General features: G+C 63.5%; 16 protein-coding genes. 12 read left to right on the forward strand and 4 right to left on the reverse strand.

Annotated features, from left to right (window positions below; all coding sequences use genetic code 11):
- Window positions 1-1,017: a LacI family DNA-binding transcriptional regulator gene (locus tag ACOZKU_RS03275; protein WP_421577646.1), complete on the reverse strand. Its 1,017-nt coding sequence runs from the start codon at window positions 1,015-1,017 to the stop codon at window positions 1-3.
- Between the two features lie 319 nt (window positions 1,018-1,336).
- Between ACOZKU_RS03275 and ACOZKU_RS03280 the strand changes: the two genes are divergently transcribed.
- Entirely contained in the window at window positions 1,337-2,455 is a 1,119-nt protein-coding gene (locus ACOZKU_RS03280) for a hypothetical protein (RefSeq protein WP_421577647.1), read from the forward strand.
- Window positions 2,456-2,461: 6 nt separating this feature from the next.
- Here ACOZKU_RS03280 and arsC read toward each other — a convergent pair whose 3' ends face one another.
- On the reverse strand, window positions 2,462-2,884 hold the full coding sequence (arsC, locus tag ACOZKU_RS03285; protein WP_421577648.1) for an arsenate reductase (glutaredoxin): 423 nt from the start codon (window positions 2,882-2,884) through the stop codon (window positions 2,462-2,464).
- Window positions 2,885-3,013: 129 nt separating this feature from the next.
- Between arsC and ACOZKU_RS03290 the strand changes: the two genes are divergently transcribed.
- The 7 genes from ACOZKU_RS03290 to ACOZKU_RS03320 all read left to right on the forward strand — a co-directional run bounded on the left by ACOZKU_RS03290 (window position 3,014) and on the right by ACOZKU_RS03320 (window position 10,071).
- A complete protein-coding gene (locus tag ACOZKU_RS03290) occupies window positions 3,014-3,508 on the forward strand; it encodes a MarR family winged helix-turn-helix transcriptional regulator (protein WP_421577649.1) in 495 nt (164 codons plus the stop codon).
- The gene (locus ACOZKU_RS03295; protein WP_421577650.1) at window positions 3,505-4,185 is read left to right on the forward strand and encodes a GNAT family N-acetyltransferase; all 681 of its coding nucleotides are present in this window, start codon (window positions 3,505-3,507) and stop codon (window positions 4,183-4,185) included. The genes ACOZKU_RS03290 and ACOZKU_RS03295 overlap by 4 nt, the downstream gene beginning before the upstream one ends.
- Before the next feature lie 59 nt (window positions 4,186-4,244).
- Window positions 4,245-4,799 carry a dual specificity protein phosphatase family protein gene (locus ACOZKU_RS03300; protein ID WP_314085756.1) on the forward strand — a complete coding sequence of 185 codons (555 nt, stop codon included), beginning with the start codon at window positions 4,245-4,247 and terminating at the stop codon, window positions 4,797-4,799.
- Between the two features lie 150 nt (window positions 4,800-4,949).
- Window positions 4,950-6,206 (forward strand): hypothetical protein, encoded by a 1,257-nt coding sequence (locus ACOZKU_RS03305; protein WP_421577651.1) that lies wholly within the window; start codon window positions 4,950-4,952, stop codon window positions 6,204-6,206.
- Window positions 6,207-6,243: 37 nt separating this feature from the next.
- Complete coding sequence (locus ACOZKU_RS03310; RefSeq protein WP_421577652.1) at window positions 6,244-7,299, forward strand: acyltransferase family protein; 1,056 nt, start codon at window positions 6,244-6,246, stop codon at window positions 7,297-7,299.
- Complete coding sequence (locus ACOZKU_RS03315; RefSeq protein ID WP_421577653.1) at window positions 7,299-8,345, forward strand: glycoside hydrolase family 5 protein; 1,047 nt, start codon at window positions 7,299-7,301, stop codon at window positions 8,343-8,345. Before ACOZKU_RS03310 ends, ACOZKU_RS03315 begins: the two co-directional genes overlap by 1 nt.
- A 304-nt stretch (window positions 8,346-8,649) precedes the next feature.
- The gene (locus ACOZKU_RS03320; protein ID WP_421577654.1) at window positions 8,650-10,071 is read left to right on the forward strand and encodes a GumC family protein; all 1,422 of its coding nucleotides are present in this window, start codon (window positions 8,650-8,652) and stop codon (window positions 10,069-10,071) included.
- Between the two features lie 71 nt (window positions 10,072-10,142).
- On the opposite strand, the gene ACOZKU_RS03325 is transcribed toward ACOZKU_RS03320, so the two are convergent.
- Window positions 10,143-10,886: an SDR family oxidoreductase gene (locus ACOZKU_RS03325; protein ID WP_421577655.1), complete on the reverse strand. Its 744-nt coding sequence runs from the start codon at window positions 10,884-10,886 to the stop codon at window positions 10,143-10,145.
- 95 nt (window positions 10,887-10,981) lie between these two features.
- On the opposite strand from ACOZKU_RS03325, the gene ACOZKU_RS03330 reads away from it, so the two are divergent.
- The gene (locus ACOZKU_RS03330; protein ID WP_421577656.1) at window positions 10,982-11,890 is read left to right on the forward strand and encodes an AraC family transcriptional regulator; all 909 of its coding nucleotides are present in this window, start codon (window positions 10,982-10,984) and stop codon (window positions 11,888-11,890) included.
- A gap of 6 nt (window positions 11,891-11,896) precedes the next feature.
- On the opposite strand, the gene ACOZKU_RS03335 is transcribed toward ACOZKU_RS03330, so the two are convergent.
- Window positions 11,897-13,117 (reverse strand): ROK family transcriptional regulator, encoded by a 1,221-nt coding sequence (locus ACOZKU_RS03335; RefSeq protein WP_421577657.1) that lies wholly within the window; start codon window positions 13,115-13,117, stop codon window positions 11,897-11,899.
- Between the two features lie 242 nt (window positions 13,118-13,359).
- Here ACOZKU_RS03335 and xylF point away from each other — a divergent pair, with 242 nt between their 5' ends.
- From xylF to ACOZKU_RS03350, 3 genes are all read left to right on the forward strand, one after another.
- On the forward strand, window positions 13,360-14,403 hold the full coding sequence (gene xylF / locus ACOZKU_RS03340; RefSeq protein WP_421577658.1) for a D-xylose ABC transporter substrate-binding protein: 1,044 nt from the start codon (window positions 13,360-13,362) through the stop codon (window positions 14,401-14,403).
- A gap of 217 nt (window positions 14,404-14,620) precedes the next feature.
- Window positions 14,621-15,934, forward strand: coding sequence for a sugar ABC transporter permease (locus ACOZKU_RS03345; protein ID WP_421577659.1), 1,314 nt, complete (start codon window positions 14,621-14,623; stop codon window positions 15,932-15,934).
- A gap of 14 nt (window positions 15,935-15,948) precedes the next feature.
- Window positions 15,949-16,344: ATP-binding cassette domain-containing protein (locus tag ACOZKU_RS03350; protein ID WP_421577660.1), on the forward strand; the 396-nt coding region annotated here is incomplete at its 3' end.

A 16,344-nucleotide genomic window follows, 5' to 3' on the forward strand; every position in this document is an offset into this window, starting at 1 on the left:
TCAGGCCGGCGCCGGGCCTGTCGAGCCGCGAATGATGAACTCGACGGGCCAGACTTCCTGCAAGGTCTCGGCTGCTTCTCCCTGCAACAGTTGCAAGACCATGTCGCCGATCCGCTCGCCTGCCGCGCGGATCGGCGATTGCGTCGTGGTAACGCCGGGCACGAGATTGTCGGGGCTCAGATAGGGGAAGACGTCGTCATGGGCGATGAGCGAGACGTCCTGCCCGACGGTCAGACCCGCAATGCGGATCGCCCGCATGGCGCCGAGCGCCGACATCATCGAGCCTGCTATGACCGCCGTGGGCGGGGCGGGCAGGGTGAGGAAGGCCTGCATTAGCCGGAAGCCAGTTTCATCCGTGAATTCGCCATGGCCCGTCAGATCGAGGTCGAACGGCAGGCCGCAGCCGGCGAGTGCCGCGCGAAAACCGTCGCTCCGGTCGCGTGCATAGGTGCTGACGGTGTCGCCATTGATCAGTGCGATGCGGCGGTGGCCGAGACCGGCAAGGTGGCGGGTCGCCTTTTCGATGGCGCCGAAATTGTCGATGTCGAGAAAGGCGAAGGGTTTTTTGGCCTCACTGCGTCCGTGTACGACGAAGGGCAGGCCGAGCGTTTGCAGAAGCGCGATGCGGGCATCCGAGCAGGCGGGCGTATGCACGATGACGGCATCCACGCGCTTGCTGGCCGCGAGCCTTCGATAGGCGGCAGCTTCGTCTTCTTCCGTCTCCACGGTCGAGACGAGAATATCGATGCCATCTCGCTGAAGCCGTGTCGAAAGCCCGCCCATGAATTCGCTGGAATGCGGCCCGAACCGCCCACCGCCCTGAAAGACGATGCCGATCGCGCCGGCCCGCCCTGTTGCTAGGCGCTGCGCGCTGATATTCGGCCGATAGCCCAACCGCTCCGCGGCCTCCAGCACGCGCGCCCGCGTCTCGGGCTTCACCTCCGGATATCCGCTCATCGCGCGGCTAACCGTCGTCTGGGACAGGCCGATGCGGGCGGCAAATTCCTTGAGATTCATCCTTCGTCCTTAGCGGTCGGTTCCCGGCCTTTATGAACCGTTGGTGTCGGAGCGGCAAGCGAAGGGCAGAGGGTGCAAATCTTGATGCGAATGACGCAAGGTTTTCTCAAATCGCGACAGAGTTGCATGACCCCGCTTGTATTCTCAATTCAACACGCTAAGATTAATATTATTAATGATTAAGTTGTGTTTCCTGACCGTATTCCACCGGGTGCGCATACGGACTTGAGACGAGCAGGCAAGATTGTGCCTGCGGCATGACATCACTTTCCGGGCGGACGGGCGCGGAAAGCTTTGCGACCATCTTCGGGGGAAGATCATGCAGGCAGGCACGGATGAGCCTGTCGCATCAGGTCCGTCTGTGCGAGCGGATCTGGCGACGGAAGCGGGGCGGGAACCGGCAAGCAGCTGGTTTCGATGGGCGCGGACGGCCCAGCCGGTGCGACGACCTGAATCGCTTCTGGTTTACAGCGCAACTCAAACCGGACGCCGGCCCTCCTATCTTCGTGCGCTGGAGCGGTTGTTCGGTGCCCGATCGGCTGGCCTGGGCAGGATTCTTCTCTCACCCGGCCCCGTACTTTTCCTGATGGTCGAGGAGGCTTTCCTGTCCTATCTCGCCATCTGCCTGTTGCGCGCGGTCGTCGGCAGGCGGACGGCGGGATTGCTTCTGCATCCGCTGCCGCTTGTGGCGTCGAGGCGGTGGCACTACCGGATCAAGCGACGGCTGCTGCACGGGCTCAAGCGGCTGGAGGCGGTTCAGACGCTGACGATCCTTCCCTTCGCGGTCCTTCCCGCCGCCGCTTTTGTGGCAAAGGACTGGATCTACGACATCGAACTCTGGGATCTGACCGATGAAGAGCGCGACGCGGTGGAGCTTCTGCGACGCGAACGGCAACCGGGTGATCGTCTGGTCCTGACTTCCCTTGGCCGGCAAAGCGCGCGCAAGGGGTTTGCGCTGTTCTCCGAAAGTTATGGGGTTTGCGCAGGATTGCGCGATCGTTTCCGCTTCATCGCCTGCGGCCGGGTAGAGCCGGGCCTTGCGCATCGCGCCGACTTGTTCCGGGCGGCGGGGGGAGTGGCGGTCGACCGGGCCCTTTCGGATGCCGAATTGCTCGGCGCCTATGCGGCGAGCGATACGGTCTGGTGCCTCTATCCGCCCTCGGGCGATCACGCCGTCGGCGTTCTTGGGCGCGCGGCGCAGCTGGGCATTCCCGTTGTCGTGCGGGAGGGATCGCTTGCGCACCGCCTTGCCGTCATCGAAAACATTCCACATGTCGCCGCGACGGCCGAGGGCGTCGCTCTGCGCCTCGCCGGTCCGCTGCCGCCGCGGGATGCTGCGCGGGGGCAGCGCATGGCGCAGGATTTCGCGTGCCAAAGCGAGGCCCGGCTACGCAGGGCGCTGGGGCTTGCCGTTAAAAAGCTGCCGGCAGAGGCGTGAGCAAGCTCAGGCGAGACGCCTGCCGTCTTCGCCGATCACCTTCTCGCCGTCCTCCTTCGCGAAGGGGCCTTTATGCGTGTCCGGAAGGATGTCCAGCACCCGTTCCGAAGGCCGGCAGAGCCGTGTGCCCAGCGGCGTTACGACGAAGGGCCGGTTGATGAGGATCGGCTGGGCGATCATGTGGTCCAGAAGGACATCGTCAGACAGGGTAGGGTCGGCAAGGCCGAGCGATGCATAGGGCGTGTCCTTCTCGCGCAGAGCCTCGCGGACGGTCAGTCCCGCCGCGGCGATCATTACCGCCAGTTTCGCCTTGGACGGCGGGTTCGCGAGATAGTCGATGACCTCCGGCTCTATGCCGGCATTGCGGATGAGCGCCAGCGTGTTGCGTGAGGTGCCGCATTTCGGATTGTGATAGATCGTTGCATCCATGGTCGCCGGCCTTTCTCAAGCACTGATGCGGCAAGGCATACGCGTCGTGCGTGGACCGTCAAGCCGCAGCCTGTCTTGACGGCATGCGCCGCCAATAATATAACTTGTTATATAACAAGGAATAAAGTTATGGCGGACGATATTGTAAGGGTGCTCGGCTATCTCTGTCTCGGCAGCCGCCTGAAGCGCATCGGCGAGCAGGTGCAGGCGGATACCCAGCGCATCATGAAGCATATGGACGTGGAGCTGCAGGCGGGACAGTACCCGCTGCTGGCAGCCATCGACCGGCTGGGGCCGCTCTCCGTCGGCGAGCTTTCTGAGGCGCTCGGCGTCACCCAGCCGGGTGTCACGCGCGCGGCGGGCCTGCTGGCCGAGGCGGGTTACCTCACCGCCCGCAAGGAAAAGGACGATCAGCGCATTCGCCGTCTCTCGCTGACGCCGGAAGGGGCAGCGCTGATCGCCCGCTCGAAACAGGAAATCTGGCCGGTGATCGAAGCGGCGGTGCGCGAAATCTGCGATGCCCTCGACGGCAGCCTCCTTGAGCGCCTCGATCAGCTGGAGGACGCCTTGAAGGAAAAACCGCTCCATCGTCGCGCCGGAAAGGCAGAAGGAAACCACCCATGATCACCCTTCTTGACCGCCCGATCTGGAGTGCGCTGACGACCACGCATATGGCCCTGGCCGAAGGTGATGGCCTCGCCCGACGCTATCAGCCGGGGTTCCTGCCCATGGCGGGATTGGCGGTAGACACGCCGCAGGCCGCAACCGATTATGCCGCCCTCGTGCGCCCCGGTGAAACGCTCTATTTTCTCCAGACTGATCCTGTCCTGGCCCCTGCCGGTTTCGAAACCCTCATCGCGACGGAGGCCGTGCAGATGATCGCCCAACAAGTTCCCGCCGCCGCGCCGGACGATGCCATCGTGGCGCTCGGCGCCGAGGATGCCGAGGAGATGCTGGCGCTTGCTACGCTGACCAAGCCCGGCCCCTTCTCGCTGAAATCGCAGGCGCTCGGCCGCTTCTGGGGCGTGCGGGAAAGCGGACGCATCGTCGCCATGGCCGGCGAGCGCATGAAGCAGCCTGACTACACCGAGCTCAGCGGCGTCTGCACCCATCCCGATCACCGTGGGAAGGGCTATGCACGGCGCCTGTCGCTTCATGTCGCCGGGCAGATCGTGGAGGCCGGCGCCCGGCCGTATCTCCACGCCTTTGCCAGCAATACGGCCGCCATCGGTCTTTACGAGACGATCGGCTTTTCGCTGCGCCGGTCCATGCATGTGGCGGCGCTGCGCCGGCCGGACTGACGTTCAGCGCCCTGTCAGCCGCGTGACCGATGTTGCCGCCAATAACGGCAGGATCGCAGATGAACGGTTTTCTCAAAAAGGCGGCGCTTTTCTTCGGCATAGGCGCCGTGGCGATGGGCGGCTATCTCGTGGGCATTCAATTGACGGGCAATTTCGCAGCCGTCGTCCCGGGCGAGGTCTATCGCTCGAACCAGCCGACGGCCGCCGCGATCGCAAGCTATGCCGGACGCTACGGCATCCGCACGATCATCAATCTGCGCGGCCGTCATGAAAAGGAAGCCTGGTACGAGGCGGAAGCGGCGACGGCCAAGCGGCTGGGCATCGGGCTCGTCGATTTCCCGATGGTCGCCGATCAGCGTCTGGACGCGGAGGGTGCCGCACGGCTCGTTGCGATCCTGAAGGATGCGCCGCGCCCGATCCTCATTCATTGCCGGTCGGGTGCCGACCGCACGGGCCTTGCCTCCGTCATTTATCTTGCCAAGGTCGCCAAGGTGGATGAGGAGACGGCCGAGCGGCAGCTTTCCGTGCGCTACGGCCATATCGGCATCCCGCTCCTCTCGCCGACCTATGCCATGGATGAAAGCTGGGAAGCGCTGGAGACCGCCGGAAGCTGAAGCCTTCCGGTCGAAGCGGTTTTTTAAGCGGGAAATCACCCTTCGCCAGAACGATCGGGTCATCGAGATGGATGGCGAAATCGCTTCGCTTTTTCCCGATGCGCCGCTCTGTTATCTTGCCTGCATAGCGATTCGTCGGCGTCGGGCGCAGTGACAGACAACAGAACCGTAGAGACGCGCGATTATTATGTAATCGGCGTCGTAGTTTCCTCCGTGCTCTACAATTGCGTTCTCGCGATGATCAACGCGAACGTAATGCGGCTCGGTTTTGCCCATGTGGCGTTGACGGAAATCCTCATCCTGTTCGGCGGCCTTGTCTTCATCCTGCGCAAGGGGCTATTCGAGGAGGATATCGGCGCCCTTCTCTTCGCGGTCTTCACGCTGGCCATGGCCGCCTATATGTCGGCGGTCAACGGCACGGTTTTCATCGACTATTTCCGCAACGTTCTCATCATCTTCTGTTTCGCCATTCTTGGCACCTGGTCGAACCGCGGCACGGTGCGTACGGCTTTCAAATGGTCGTGCTGGTGCATTCTCGGCGGTCTGCTGATCGAGATCTTTCTGCTCGATCTCTACGGCACGCTGTTCTATCCGATGAGCTACTTCGAAAACACGCGTGGCCTGGAGCAGATCTCCTTCGACGGCAGCAAGCTGTTCCAGAACGTGCTGCGTATCCCCGGCCGATTTTCCTTCGGTATCATCGATCACCGCGCCGCCTCGATCTTTCTGGAGCAGGTGTCGCTCGCCAATTTTTGTGGCGTGCTGCTGATCTTCCTCTCTACGTTCTGGGGCAATCTGAAACGCGGCGAGCGGCTGCTGTTTTTCAGCACGATCGTCCTGATCCTGCTGACCAACGATTCCCGCACCATGCTGATGTTCTCGTTCGTCTGCCTGGCCGGCTACTTCCTCTTTCCGCGCATTCCGACAGCCTGGACGCTCGTCTATATGCCGCTGGTCCTGCTGCTTGGCTTCCTCGTCTATTTCCTGCGGCCGGATGCCAGCGGCGATACGCTGGACGGCCGCGTCGTGCTGACGGTCAAGCATATCCTGGAGACAGACATCTTCGCGGTGCTGGGACTGGAGGCCGCCAAGGCGGCGCAATTCGCCGACAGCGGCTATGTCTATGCCGTTTATGCAGGCACGGTCTTCGGTCTCGTGTTCTTCTGGCTTTTCGTCTGCCTCTTCCCGGCGGGAAAGACCGCAGAGCAGCGCCGGTTTGCGCATTTACTTTCTATTTTTCTTTTCGTGAACATGATGATCGGCGGAAATGCCGTGTTCTCGATCAAGGTGGCAGCGCTGCTCTGGTTCCTGGCCGGTTACCTCAAATTTGCGCCGGGCGGCCGCGAAAGCCGTGACCCCACGCCCGCGTTGCAGGCAGGTGTCACCCCGGTCCGCAAGCAGACATAGGGCCAGGCGGCCGGTGCGTGGCCGCTCAGGATAGGCAATGCTTGTACAGCTCCAGTATCTGCGTGCGATCGCCGCCCTCATGGTGGTGTATTTCCACGCCATTCTCCAGCTTCGTAACGTCCAGCCGGATGCGCTGCTGTCCGGCGCGCTCTTCGGCAAGAGCGGCGTGGACCTGTTTTTCGTGCTGAGCGGCTTCGTCATGTGGATCACCACAGCCGACAAGGCGATCGGCGCACGGGAGTTCTACACCCGCCGTATCATTCGCATCGTGCCCCTCTACTGGGCGCTGTCGCTTTTGGCTGCCGCTGTCGCCCTCATCGTACCGTCGATCCTGAAATCGACGGTTTTCGACCTGCCGCATGTCGTCGCCACGCTGCTTTTCCTGCCTTGGATCAACCCGGCGGACCCGGCGGGTATTATGATCGCACCCGTCATCGTGCCGGGCTGGACGCTGAACTACGAGATGTATTTCTACCTGCTCTTCGGCGCGCTGCTTGGCCTGTCGAAGGCGATCCGTCCCTATGCGCTGGCAGGGCTGCTGCTTGTCATCTTCATTCTCTGCAAGCTTCTGCCGCAGGATGTGACGGCGGCCCGCTTCTACGGTGATTCCGTCATTTTCGAATTCGTTCTGGGTGTTTTTATCGGCAAGCTCTATCTCGACGGCCGGCGCCTGGAAGGAACGGTCGCCTGGCCGATCATCGCTGTTGCCGGTGCGGTCATGGTCTATAACGACTGGATGGAATGGGACGTGCCGCGCCTGTTTTCCGTCGGTCTGCCCGCCGCAATCGTGGTTGCCGCCGTCGCCCTCGTCGATTTCTCGCGCAAGCCGGTGATCGGCTGGCTCAACCATCTCGGGGATGCGTCCTTCAGCCTCTATCTCAGCCATATCTTCGTGCTCGCCGGCGCGCGCATGATTTACGCCAAGCTGCCCTTCGAATGGATGCGCAACGAAGTGCTCTTCGTCCTGCTCTGCCTTGTCGCCTCCTCGGTCGCGGCGGTGCTGCTGCACAATCTCTTTGAAAAGCCCCTCGATCGTTTCCTGCGCAACCGTCGTCGGCCTGCCGTGCATCTGTCACCGACAGGGTCGGCCTGATGCCGTCTGTGCGCTTGTTGTCCGCGGCTGTTTTCGCCGCCCTTGCGGTCGCCGAGCCGTCGCTTGCGGCGGGCGTGTGTTTCAAGGGCGTCAATCTCTCGGGCGCCGAATACGGTGACCGCAACGGCGCTGAGAACATCAATTTCACCTACCCCTCGGAGAAAACCGTCGCCTATTTCGCCGGCAAGGGCATGAACATCGTTCGGCTTCCCTTCTCATGGGATCGTTTGCAGCCGACGCTGACCAGTCCGCTCAGCGCCGTCGAACTCGATCGGTTGAAGGCGGCGGTCAAACGCTTGCGTGATCACGGCATGACGGTACTGCTGGATCCGCACGCGTTCGGTTATTACGACAAGGCCAGGCTCGGGACACCCGAGGTGCCTGCCTTCGCCTTCGCCGATCTCTGGATCCGCCTCGGTGCGGAATTCGCCAATGAAACCGATGTGCTCTTCGGCCTGATGAACGAGCCCTATGACATTCCCGCTTCCGAGTGGCTCGATATGGCGAACGACGCGATCGCCGGCATTCGCAGCGTCGGCGCGCGCAATCTGGTGCTCGTGCCGGGTACGCGCTGGAGCGGCGCCCATGGCTGGCGGGCGGAATATCCCGGCGGTTCGAACGCCGAGGTGATGCGCGGGGTGAAGGACCCGATCGACAACTACGCCTACGAATTCCATCAGTATATGGATGCGGATTCGTCGGGTACGAAAGGCGGCTGCGAAGCGGCGGAGGCCGCCAATGCCGCACTGGTCGATGTCACGGTATGGCTGCGTGAGACCGGCAAGAAGGGGTTTCTCGGCGAATTCGGCGGTTCGCAGGACAAAGCCTGCCTGGTCGGCCTCAAGGCGATGACGGCGACACTGGACGAGAATGCCGATGCATGGCTCGGCTTCAGCTACTGGGCCGCCGGTGAATGGTGGCCGGAAACCGAGATCAACAATGTGCAGCCGACGAAAAAGGGCGACCGCAAGCAGCTGTCGGCCTTGCCGTTGACGCCGGGCAAACGGCCAGACGCAGCGGCCTGTGCGACCGTGCCGCCGGCTTGACGACGCCATATGCCCAAAGGCGCGCGCAGGTTACGCCTCGTTAACCATAAGGCAATAGATTCCGATGCGGATCGCAATCGGCCAAGCCGACGAATCGCATGGGTTTTTTATGAGCCGAGCTGGAAAAAATGACGACCTGAAGGGGCTTCCGGGCAGACGCCGGGGCAGCCCCGTGCTGTCGACGCATCCGGCTTTGCGCCGTGGCTTGGCCACGGATGCTGCGGACCATCTTGATCGGAGAGTTGAAACCTCCACATTGCGCCGGAAAGAGACTTTAGCGGCCGCGCCTTCCGCCGTTGAAGCCGTGCCGTCGCGTAAGGTGCACGAGCCCGTTTCCGAACCCGACGTTGTTTCGGCCGCGCCGGAGCCTGCCGGTGACGTTCCGCTGCTCGATATCGGCACCCTGCTGCGCGCTCTTTGGAGCCATCGGCTGTTGATCCTGGCTCTCACGGCACTTTTTGCCGTGCTCGGTGGCGTGCTGGTGCCGACCATGCCGCGCAAATACACGGCGCAGACCAGCATCTATTTCGATCCCCGGCAGATTGAGCTCAGCGACTCGAGTTCGCAGAGCGGTGCTTCCTCGGAAGTCATCGTGTCGATGATCAACAGCCAGTCGAAAATCCTGACCTCGCCGAAGGCGATCGGCCAGGCCGTCGACAAGTTGAACCTTGCTGACAGCTATCTCTTTTCCAAGATCGCCGGTGATCCGGCCACGCGCAAGGCGGCGATCGTCGCCACATTGCAGCGTTCGGCGACGGTAGCGCTGGAATCCAGTTCCTATGTCGTGACGCTCTCGGTGACGACGGCTGACGGCGGGGTGTCCGCAGAGGTTGCCAACGCCCTTGTCGATGCCTTCCTCGAAGAGGAAAACAACGCCTATTCCTCGATCTACCAACGCACGAATTCTGCCCTCGACAGCCGTCTGCGCGAGCTCAGCGAAGAGGTGCAGAAGGCGGAAGAGGCCGTCGAAAGCTACAAGGCCAGCAACGATATGGTCACGGCCGATGGCAACCTGATCGCCGACAAGCGGCTGGTGCAGCTCAATGAGTTGCTGACCACCGCGCAGAAGGCATCGATCGAGGCCAAGTCGCGGGTGGATGCGGCTGTGAACTTCAAGCTCGAAGACGCAATTTCGACCAGCGGCCAGCAGCAGACATCGGCGGCGCTCACCGATCTTCGCCGGCAATATGCCCAGCAGTCGGCAACCGTCGGCAGTCTCGAAAGCGCGCTCGGTGCCCGCCATCCGCAATTGCTTGCCGCCAAGGCGTCTCTCAAGGGGCTCCAGGCGGAAATCCAGGCCGAGCTGCAGCGCAATCTCGCGCGCGCCCGCTCCGATCTCGCCCAGGCCCAGCAGTCCGAGCAGCAGGTCGCCAAGGAACTCGCCGTCCAGAAATCGCTGCAGAACAACACGCAGCAGCGCCAGGTCGGTCTCAACGATCTCCAGCGCCGCGCGACGGCCGCCCGCGAAATCTACGAAGCCGTGCTGAAGCGCGTGCGCGAGACGAGCGAGGAAAAGAACCTCGCCCGCAGCAATATCCGTGTTCTCTCGGAGGCCTCCATGCCGCAGAAGGCCGATGGTCCCGGCCGCAGCATGCTGCTGGTCGCCGGCCTTGTCGCGGGCGCCATTGCCGGCTTTGGGATTGGCCTCGTCATTGCGCTTGGCCGGACGATGATCCGCAATCCCCGTCTGCGCGCCAATTTCTCGAAGATGACGCGTGAGGCGTGACCGGCTTGCTTTAGGTACCGAAATAAAAAGGGGCGGCCGTCAGGCCGCCCTTTCCGTTTCTGTGCCGGGTGTCAGGCCGCGCGGAAGAGCGCCACTGCATCCTGCCCGGCCGGAAAGCGAAGCGTGCCGCTGGTGTCGTTGACGGCGGTCCAGACGGCTTCGGCGACATCCGTTTCCTTCGTGGTCAGCGCGGGCTCGGCAAACTGCGCGAAGATGGGGGCGGCGAAGTCGGTATAGGCCTCGGGGATCAGGTCCTCGACCTTGACGGAACTGTTCTGCGCGAAACGCGTGGTCGGCGCGTAGCCGGGTTCGACGAGCTTGGCATGGATGCCGAAATGCGCGAGTTCATGGGCGAGCGAGCCGGTGAAACCTTCGATCGCCTGCTTGCTCGCCGTATAGGCGGCGGCGAGCGGCATCGGCGCCAGCGCCACGCTCGAGGTAACGTTGACGATGACGCCCGAACGGCGTGCCCGCATCTGCGGGATAACCGCCTGCACCATGGCCATGGTGCCGAAGGTGTTGGCCTCGAAGACCTTGCGGATATGGGCCATCGGCGTCGCCTCGAAGGCGCCGACGACGCCGATGCCGGCATTGTTGACGAGCGCGTCGATGGGACCGGCGGCGTCGATGGCAGCAGCGATGCTGGCCTCATCCGTCACGTCGAGCGGCAAGATGCGCAGGTTGGACGAGGGCGGCAGGACATCGGCACGCGGCGTGCGCATGGTCGCGATGACGGTCCAGTTCCGTGCGAGGAAGTGGCGGGCCGTTTCGAGGCCGTAGCCGGACGAGGTGCCGGTGATCAGGATGGTTTTCATGGGTTGTCTCCTGTGAAGTGATGCCCCCAATCTACTGCGGCGATGTCGGACTAAATACGATTGATGATCCATATTTTGTTTGCTAACGTCCGGGAATGGTCGATCCGCTCTCTGAAATCATCGGACTGCTCCGTCCCAATGCGGTGTTCACCAAGGGCATCAGCGGGGCAGGGCGCTGGGGTGTGCGTTATACGGATTTCGGCCATCCCAGTTTCGCCATCGTGATCGAGGGCGCCTGCCGCCTCGCTGTGGATGGAGAACCCGAACTGACGCTTCAGGCCGGAGATTTCGTCCTGCTGCCGAAGACGCCGGGGTTTACGATGAGAGGTTTCGAACCTGTCCGGCCGCAGATCATCGATCCGCATGCCGCGGCACGTGCGACCGGCGAAGTCCGCCATGGGCGGCAGGAGGGGCCGCCCGATGTGCGCATTCTCGGCGGCTATTTTGTCTTCGAGGGCGAGGATTCCGGATTGCTGGTCTCGCTCCTGCCGGGGCAGGTGCATGTGCGCGGCGTCGAGCGCCTGTCGATCTTGGTGAGACTGCTCATCGAGGAGGCTGCGTCGGAGCGGCCGGGCCGCGATCTCGTGCTCACCCGGCTGGTCGAAATCGTACTGGTCGAAGCGCTGCGGCTGGTGCCGTCACGGGATGCGCCGGCCGGCCTGCTGCGCGGTCTGGGCGATGCGCGCCTGGCAGAGTCCCTCCGCCAGATGCATGGCGATCCCGCCCGCGCCTGGACGATGGCCGAGCTTGCCAAGGCTTCGGCGCTCTCCCGCTCCTCGTTCTTTGAGCGCTTCTCGCGGCATGTCGGCGTGGCGCCGATGGAGTATCTCATGGGCTGGCGCATGGCGCTTGCCAAAGACCTTCTGCGCCGTCGCAAGGCCGATATAGCCGAGGTTGCGGAACGGGTGGGCTATGGTTCGGCCAGCACCTTCAGCACGGCCTTCACCCGCCATGTCGGCCAGCCGCCCGGGCGCTATGCCAAGCAGGGCTCGCTGCACGCGTGATGCCGGTCAGTCGCCCGCCGCTCGGGCCGCGATGATATCGTGGTCCATCTCCGCCAGCGCCCGGTCGAGATGGCCTTCCAGCACCAGCGTTGCCTCCTCCGGCACCACGGAAATCGGCGGTGCGCCGAACAGGCGGACCTGCTGCGACTGGGCAAGCCCCTCTTCGAGGCCGCGCTGGAGGAGATCGAAATAGCGCGTGCCAGGGCCGGTAATGGCGATCGGCATGTTTTCGTAGAGGCTCACCATGCGCGACAGGCCCTGGCCGAGCGCAAGGCCGGCCTGGCGGAAGGCATATTCCGACATGCGGTGGCCCTGGCGGGCGCGCAGCGCGATCTTGTCCATCTCGGCGAGCGGCACGAATTTCGCCGGGATCGTATCCGGCGGCACTTCGAAGGCGGTGCGCAGGATGCCGTAGAAGCCGGCGGAGGCCTCGATGCAGCCCTGCGCGCCGCAGCGACACAGCTTGCCGTCCGACGCGTTCAGCATATGCCCGAAATTGGGAGCGGTGACGGTCAGCTCGCCCGTCCGCTCGAAACGCGCGATGCCGAGCCCGATGCTATGGCCGAGCGAAAGCGCTGCGACCGCCTGGAGGTTCTTCACGCCGGCCTTCTCCATGCGCAGCGCCATGGCATGGGCGACGAGGAGCGTCTCGTTGCTGATGAGGATTTTCGCCGGCCAGTGCGGTGCGAGCAAGGCGGCGAAATCCACCTGCTGCGATCCGAAGACCGGCGACCAGACGAGTTTGGCCGCCGCCGGATCGACCAGCCCCTTGCTGCTGATGGAGACGACGAGAACCTGTTCCCGCGTGATGCGCGAGCGGGTCACCAGCTTTTCCAGCGCCGCCACGAAGGCGTCCGCGAAGGGTTGGGTGGCGGTGTCGGCGTGGTTGCGCGGTTCCTCGAACCGGTCGAGCAGCGTGCCGCCGTAATCGGCCAGCGAATATTGCACGACGTCGGAGGAGATGCGCACGGTGGCGAGATAGCCCGCATCCCGCCGCTGCCCGAAGATGACACGCGGCCGCCCGCGCGATGCCGGCGCCTGCTGTTCGCGCCGTTCCAGCACCTCGGCCTTTTCGAGTTCCGTCGTGATTGCCGAGATCGTCGCGGAGGAAAGCCCCGTGTGCTGGGAAATATCGGTGTGGGCGAGGGGGCCATGCCGGCGCAGGGAGGCAAGCACGAGCGCACTGTTCTGCTGACGCACAAGCTCTGTGCTCGATTTCATCAGCATCTGTTTAATCCGCTCGCTTTCACAGGCTGCAACCCATGCCCCTCCCAAAGCATCAGTCACGCCGTCATTCAAGGCTTTCGAGCCGTGTTGACAGCCTGGAAAAGTTCTGACATTTATTTTCTCGACTGTCGAGAAAAAAGTCCCGGCATACCGGGAGGGGCATCGAGACAGTGTTATCGTGGCTGGTCGTTGATTGGGCGGGAGGTTCGTCCAGGCGGCCGGTGTTCACTTGGGAGGATAATATGAAGTCCGTTTTGAAGCTGATGGCAGGGGCTGCCGTCATCGTTTCCCTGCATTCCGGCATTGCGCACGCCAAGGATCTCACGGTCGGCGTTTCCTGGTCGAACTTCCAGGAAGAGCGCTGGAAAACCGACGAAGCCGCCATCAAGGCTGCTCTCGAAGCTTCCGGCGACAAGTACATTTCCGCTGACGCCCAGTCGTCTGCCGCCAAGCAGCTGACCGACGTCGAGTCGCTGATTGCCCAGGGCGCCAACGCCATCATCGTTCTCGCCCAGGATTCGGAAGCCATCGGCCCGGCCATCGAAAAGGCTGCCGCCGAAGGCATTCCGGTCGTCGGCTACGACCGCCTGATCGAAAACCCGGCCGCCTTCTACATCACCTTCGACAACAAGGAAGTCGGCCGCATGCAGGCCCGCGAAGTGTTCAAGGTGAAGCCGGAAGGCAACTACGTCTTCATCAAGGGCTCGTCGTCCGATCCGAACGCCGACTTCCTCTTCGCCGGTCAGCAGGAAGTGCTGAAGGAAGCGATCGACGCCGGCAAGATCAAGAACGTCGGTGAAGCCTATACCGACGGCTGGAAGCCGGAAAACGCCCAGAAGAACATGGAGCAGTTCCTGACGGCGAACGACAACAAGGTCGACGCGGTCGTCGCGTCCAACGACGGCACGGCCGGTGGCGCGATCGCCGCACTGACGGCACAGGGCCTCGCCGGCTCCGTCCCGGTCTCCGGCCAGGACGCCGACCACGCCGCGCTGAACCGCGTAGCGCTCGGCACGCAGACGGTGTCCGTCTGGAAGGATAGCCGCGAACTCGGCAAGCGCGCTGCGGAAATCGCGGCGACGCTTGCCAGCGGCAAGACCATGGACGAGATCGAAGGCGTCACCACCTTCAACGGCGGCCCGAAGGGCGTCGAAATGAAGTCGGTCTTCCTCGCACCGCTGCCGATCACCAAGGACAACCTGAACGTCGTCATCGACGCTGGCTGGATCTCCAAGGAAACGGCTTGCCAAGGCGTTGCCGCCGGCTCGGTTGCAGCCTGCAACTGAGTTAGCGACCAACCGGTACTGACCTGACCATCGACAAGCGCCGCAGCGGTTTCCGTTGCGGCGCTTGCGCAAGATGGGCAGCGGGCGGAGGATGATGCGGCGACACATCCTCGAAGCGGGATGAGCAAGTGGGAACCGGTTTTCCGGAACATTCCGCTTCACTCAAAATCCGGGCGCCCGGGCGACACGTTCAACAAAAGTGGGGGAACGGCAAACCATGGCCGACATCACGACGACCGCATCTGCCAATCGCGCGCGATCGGCAAGCGAGAACCCGGTGAAGCGCTTCTTCCGCGCCACCGAAATCGATACGCGCCTGCTCGGCATGGTCGGCGCGCTGCTGATCATCTGGATCGGCTTCAACATCCTGTCCGGCGGCCTGTTCCTCACGCCCCGCAACCTCTGGAACCTCTCCGTCCAGACCGCTTCCGTCGCCGTGATGGCGACCGGCATGGTGCTGGTCATCGTCACGCGCAACATCGATCTCTCCGTCGGCTCCATCCTCGGCTTCGTCGGCATGAGCATGGGCGTGCTGCAGGCGGAACTGCTGCCGCAGCTGCTTGGCTTCAATCATCCGGCGATCTGGGTCGTCACGCTCGTCTGCGGCCTGCTGCTGGGGGCTGCGATCGGCGCGCTGCACGGCTCGATCATCGCCTTCCTCAACGTGCCCTCCTTCATCGTCACGCTCGGCGGCCTGCTCGTCTGGCGCGGCGCCACCTGGTTCGTCACCAGCGGCCGCACCGTCGCCCCCATGGATGCCACTTTCCGCCTGATGGGCGGCGGCACCGAAGGCTCGATCGGCGCGACGGCCAGCTGGATCGTCGGCGCGCTCGCCTGCGCGGCCATCGTCGCGACGATCGCCAATTCCCGCAAGCAGCGCAAACGCTTCGGCTTTCCGCTGCGCCCGATGTGGGCGGAGTATTTCCTTGTCGCCATCGGCTGCGCGCTGGTGCTCGGCGCCGTCCTGATCGTCAATAGCTATCCCTGGCCCGTCGCCATTGCCCGCAAGTTCGCGGATGCCAACGGCATCGCCTGGCCGGACGGCGGCCTGTTCATCCCGCACGGCATTGCCGTACCGGTGCTGATTGCCATCGTCGTCGGCATCGTCATGACCTTTATCTCGACGCGCCTGCGCTTCGGCCGCTACGTTTTCGCGCTCGGCGGTAACCCGGAAGCGGCTGAGCTTGCCGGCATCAAGACCCGCTGGGTCACCGTCAAGATCTTCGCGCTGATGGGCATTCTCTGCGCCATCGCCGCCGCCATTTCCACCGCCCGCCTCAATGCCGCGACCAACGCGCAGGGTGAGCTCGACGAGCTCTACACGATCGCGGCCGCCGTGATCGGCGGCACGTCGCTTGCGGGCGGCATGGGCACAATCGCCGGCGCCATGCTCGGGGCGCTCGTCATGCAATCGCTGCAATCGGGCATGGTGCTGGTCGGCATCGACACCCCGTTCCAGCGCATCGTGGTCGGTATGGTCCTCGTCGTCGCCGTCTGGCTCGACACGGTCTACCGGGCCCGCGCCAAGTAAAAGGAGTTGGACCAATGACGGACACCACCCGTACGCCCCTTGTGGAGCTGAAGAACATCTCCATCTCCTTCGGCGGCATCCATGCCGTGGATAATGCCTCGGTCGATCTCTACCCCGGCGAGGTCGTGGCGCTGCTCGGCCACAACGGCGCCGGCAAGTCGACGCTGATCAAAATCCTCTCCGGCGCCTATAAGCGCGATGGCGGCGAGATCCTGATCAATGGCGAGCCCGCCGATATCAGCAATCCGCGCGACGCCAAGAAATACGGCATCGAGACGATCTACCAGACGCTCGCCGTCGCCGATAACGTCGACGCCGCCGCCAACCTCTATCTCGGCCGCGAACTCAGGACCCCTTGGGGTACGTTGGACGACGTCGCGATGGAGGCCAAGACCCGCGAAGTGATGGGC

Origin of the sequence: Shinella sp. M31, from assembly GCF_049199205.1 — a bacterium.
In the GTDB taxonomy this organism is placed as follows: Bacteria; Pseudomonadota; Alphaproteobacteria; order Rhizobiales; family Rhizobiaceae; genus Shinella.

Bases quoted from the DNA above. Each gene is read 5' to 3' on its own strand.
- ACOZKU_RS03295 (WP_421577650.1), top strand. From the start codon at position 3,505: ATGATCACCCTTCTTGACCGCCCGATCTGGAGTGCGCTGACGACCACG.
- ACOZKU_RS03290 (WP_421577649.1), top strand. From the start codon at position 3,014: ATGGCGGACGATATTGTAAGGGTGCTCGGCTATCTCTGTCTCGGCAGC.
- ACOZKU_RS03335 (WP_421577657.1), bottom strand. From the start codon at position 13,117: ATGCTGATGAAATCGAGCACAGAGCTTGTGCGTCAGCAGAACAGTGCG.
- ACOZKU_RS03345 (WP_421577659.1), top strand. From the start codon at position 14,621: ATGGCCGACATCACGACGACCGCATCTGCCAATCGCGCGCGATCGGCA.
- ACOZKU_RS03275 (WP_421577646.1), bottom strand. From the start codon at position 1,017: ATGAATCTCAAGGAATTTGCCGCCCGCATCGGCCTGTCCCAGACGACG.
- ACOZKU_RS03330 (WP_421577656.1), top strand. From the start codon at position 10,982: ATGGTCGATCCGCTCTCTGAAATCATCGGACTGCTCCGTCCCAATGCG.
- ACOZKU_RS03325 (WP_421577655.1), bottom strand. From the start codon at position 10,886: ATGAAAACCATCCTGATCACCGGCACCTCGTCCGGCTACGGCCTCGAA.
- ACOZKU_RS03280 (WP_421577647.1), top strand. From the start codon at position 1,337: ATGCAGGCAGGCACGGATGAGCCTGTCGCATCAGGTCCGTCTGTGCGA.
- ACOZKU_RS03310 (WP_421577652.1), top strand. From the start codon at position 6,244: ATGCTTGTACAGCTCCAGTATCTGCGTGCGATCGCCGCCCTCATGGTG.
- xylF (WP_421577658.1), top strand. From the start codon at position 13,360: ATGAAGTCCGTTTTGAAGCTGATGGCAGGGGCTGCCGTCATCGTTTCC.
- ACOZKU_RS03315 (WP_421577653.1), top strand. From the start codon at position 7,299: ATGCCGTCTGTGCGCTTGTTGTCCGCGGCTGTTTTCGCCGCCCTTGCG.
- ACOZKU_RS03300 (WP_314085756.1), top strand. From the start codon at position 4,245: ATGAACGGTTTTCTCAAAAAGGCGGCGCTTTTCTTCGGCATAGGCGCC.
- arsC (WP_421577648.1), bottom strand. From the start codon at position 2,884: ATGGATGCAACGATCTATCACAATCCGAAATGCGGCACCTCACGCAAC.